The sequence below is a fragment of the Variovorax sp. GW821-FHT10D07 genome, assembly GCF_059415325.1.
The window spans coordinates 136,242-139,872 of record NZ_JBWKMZ010000017.1 but is presented as its reverse complement, the minus strand read 5'-3'; the positions used below and the strand labels follow the sequence as shown (position 1 = coordinate 139,872).

Sequence of the window (3,631 nt, the reverse complement as noted above, 5' to 3'; positions counted from 1 at the left end):
CGTGGACAGGCTGCCAATGGAGCTCGTTGCCGTGCTGAGGCCAGTCGACGTCGAAGTCGACAGGCTATCGATGCTGCTGGTTGCGGTGCTCAGGCCCGTCGAGGTGGACGTGGACAAGCTGCCGATGGAGCTCGTTGCCGTGCTCAAACCGGTCGACGTGGACGTCGACAGGCTATCGATGCTGCTGGTCGCAGTGCTCAGCCCCGTCGAGGTCGACGTGGACAGGCTGCCAATGGAGCTCGTTGCCGTGCTGAGGCCAGTCGACGTCGAAGTCGACAGGCTATCGATGCTGCTAGTCGCGGTGCTCAGCCCAGTCGAGGTCGACGTGGACAGGCTGCCAATGGAGCTCGTTGCCGTGCTGAGACCAGTCGACGTGGAAGTCGACAGGCTGCCGATGGAGCTTGTTGCCGTGCTGAGGCCAGTAGACGTCGAGGTCGAGAGACTGTCGATGCTGCTCGTCGCAGTGCTCAGACCCGTGGAGGTTGAGGTGGACAAGCTACCAATGGAGCTTGTCGCTGTGCTCAAGCCCGTAGAGGTCGAAGTCGACAAACTGTCAATAGAGCTCGTTGCCGTGCTCAGGCCAGTGGACGTCGAGGTCGAGAGGCTGCCAATGCTGCTTGTGGCCGTGCTGAGGCCGGTCGACGTCGAGGTCGACAAGCTGTCGATACTGCTCGTCGCAGTGCTCAGGCCGGTGGATGTCGAGGTCGACAAGCTACCGATGGAGCTCGTTGCGGTGCTCAGCCCAGTCGACGTCGAAGTAGAGAGGCTATCGATGCTGCTCGTCGCGGTGCTCAGGCCCGTAGAGGTCGAGGTGGACAGGCTGCCGATCGAACTCGTTGCCGTGCTCAGGCCAGTCGACGTCGAAGTCGACAGGCTATCGATGCTGCTCGTCGCGGTGCTCAGACCCGTCGAAGTCGACGTGGACAGGCTGCCGATCGAACTCGTTGCCGTGCTCAAGCCGGTTGACGTCGAGGTCGACAAGCTGTCGATACTGCTGGTCGCGGTGCTCAGACCCGTGGAGGTCGAGGTGGACAGGCTACCGATGGAACTCGTGGCCGTGCTCAAGCCCGTCGAGGTCGACGTCGACAAGCTGCCGATGGAGCTTGTCGCCGTGCTCAACCCGGTCGACGTGGAGGTCGACAGGCTGTCAATAGAGCTCGTTGCCGTGCTCAAGCCAGTCGATGTCGAGGTCGACAAGCTACCGATGCTGCTGGTCGCCGTGCTCAGACCGGTCGACGTGGACGTCGACAGGCTACCGATCGAACTCGTCGCGGTGCTCAAGCCAGTGGAGGTCGAGGTCGACAGGCTGTCGATACTGCTGGTCGCAGTGCTCAGGCCCGTGGAGGTGGAGGTGGACAGGCTACCGATGGAGCTCGTCGCAGTGCTCAGACCGGTCGACGTCGAGGTCGACAGGCTGTCGATGCTGCTGGTCGCCGTGCTCAAGCCGGTCGACGTCGATGTGGACAGGCTACCAATCGAGCTCGTTGCCGTACTCAGACCAGTCGACGTCGAGGTCGACAAGCTGTCGATGCTGCTCGTCGCGGTGCTCAGACCCGTAGAGGTCGAAGTGGACAGGCTACCGATAGAACTCGTCGCCGTGCTGAGCCCGGTCGACGTCGAAGTCGAGAGGCTGTCAATGCTGCTCGTGGTGGTGCTCAGACCGGTAGAGGTGGAGGTAGACAGGCTGCCGATGGAACTCGTTGCCGTGCTCAGGCCCGTCGAGGTCGACGTCGACAAGCTGCCGATCGAGCTTGTCGCCGTGCTCAACCCGGTCGAGGTGGAAGTCGACAGACTGTCAATAGAGCTCGTTGCTGTGCTCAAGCCGGTGGACGTCGAGGTCGAGAGGCTGCCGATGCTGCTTGTGGCAGTGCTCAGACCCGTGGAGGTCGAGGTCGACAAGCTTCCGATGGAGCTCGTTGCCGTGCTCAAGCCGGTGGACGTCGAAGTCGAGAGGCTGCCGATGCTGCTGGTCGCCGTGCTCAGACCCGTCGAAGTGGACGTGGACAGACTACCGATCGAGCTCGTTGCCGTGCTCAACCCGGTCGATGTCGAGGTCGACAAGCTACCGATGCTGCTGGTCGCCGTGCTCAGACCCGTGGAGGTCGACGTGGACAAGCTGCCAATGGAGCTCGTCGCGGTGCTCAGGCCGGTCGACGTGGAAGTCGAGAGACTGTCGATGCTGCTGGTCGCCGTGCTCAAACCGGTCGAAGTCGACGTAGACAGGCTGCCAATCGAACTCGTCGCAGTGCTCAGGCCCGTGGAGGTCGAGGTGGACAAACTACCGATGGAACTCGTGGCCGTGCTCAAGCCAGTCGATGTCGAAGTCGACAGGCTATCGATGCTGCTCGTGGCAGTGCTCAGCCCCGTCGACGTGGAAGTCGACAGGCTGCCGATGCTGCTGGTCGCGGTGCTCAAGCCCGTGGAGGTCGAAGTCGACAAGCTGCCGATGGAGCTCGTGGCCGTGCTCAAACCGGTCGACGTGGAAGTCGACAGGCTGCCGATGGAGCTTATTGCCGTGCTCAGACCCGTCGACGTGGAAGTCGACAGGCTACCGATCGAGCTGGTTGCCGTGCTGAGGCCAGTAGACGTCGAGGTCGACAAGCTATCGATGCTGCTCGTCGCAGTGCTCAGACCCGTGGAGGTCGACGTGGACAGGCTGCCGATGGAACTCGTTGCTGTGCTGAGGCCAGTCGACGTCGAAGTCGAGAGGCTGTCAATGCTGCTGGTTGCAGTGCTCAGGCCCGTCGAAGTCGACGTGGACAAACTGCCAATGGAGCTCGTTGCAGTGCTGAGGCCAGTCGACGTCGAGGTCGACAGACTGTCGATACTGCTGGTCGCGGTGCTCAGGCCCGTGGAGGTGGAGGTCGACAGGCTACCGATGGAGCTTGTCGCAGTGCTCAGACCGGTCGACGTCGACGTGGACAGGCTACTGATCGAGCTCGTTGCCGTGCTCAGACCCGTCGAAGTCGACGTGGACAGGCTACCGATCGAACTCGTTGCCGTGCTCAGGCCAGTCGATGTCGAAGTCGAAAGGCTATCGATGCTGCTCGTCGCGGTGCTCAGACCGGTCGAGGTCGATGTGGACAGGCTGCCAATCGAACTTGTCGCAGTGCTCAGACCAGTGGACGTCGACGTCGACAGGCTGCCGATACTGCTGGTCGCGGTACTCAGGCCCGTAGATGTCGAGGTGGACAGGCTACCGATGGAACTCGTGGCCGTGCTCAAGCCCGTCGAGGTCGAGGTCGACAAGCTGCCGATCGAACTCGTTGCCGTGCTGAGGCCCGTCGACGTCGAAGTCGAGAGACTGTCGATGCTGCTCGTCGCGGTGCTCAGACCCGTCGAGGTCGACGTGGATAGGCTGCCGATAGAACTCGTCGCCGTGCTCAAGCCGGTCGACGTAGAAGTCGAGAGGCTGCCGATGCTGCTCGTCGCGGTGCTCAGACCCGTGGAGGTCGAAGTCGACAAGCTGCCAATGGAGCTCGTTGCCGTGCTCAGACCCGTCGACGTCGAGGTCGAAAGGCTGCCGATGGAACTCGTTGCCGTGCTCAAGCCTGTCGACGTAGAAGTCGAGAGGCTGCCGATGCTGCTCGTCGCGGTGCTCAGACCCGTGGAGGTCGAAGTCGACAAGCTG

Annotated in this window: 1 protein-coding gene; it reads right to left on the bottom strand. The window is 62.4% G+C overall.

The window, feature by feature from the left end:
* On the bottom strand, positions 1 to 3,631 hold a 3,631-nt coding region (locus AC07PU_RS36065), incomplete at both ends, for a hypothetical protein (RefSeq protein WP_495322891.1).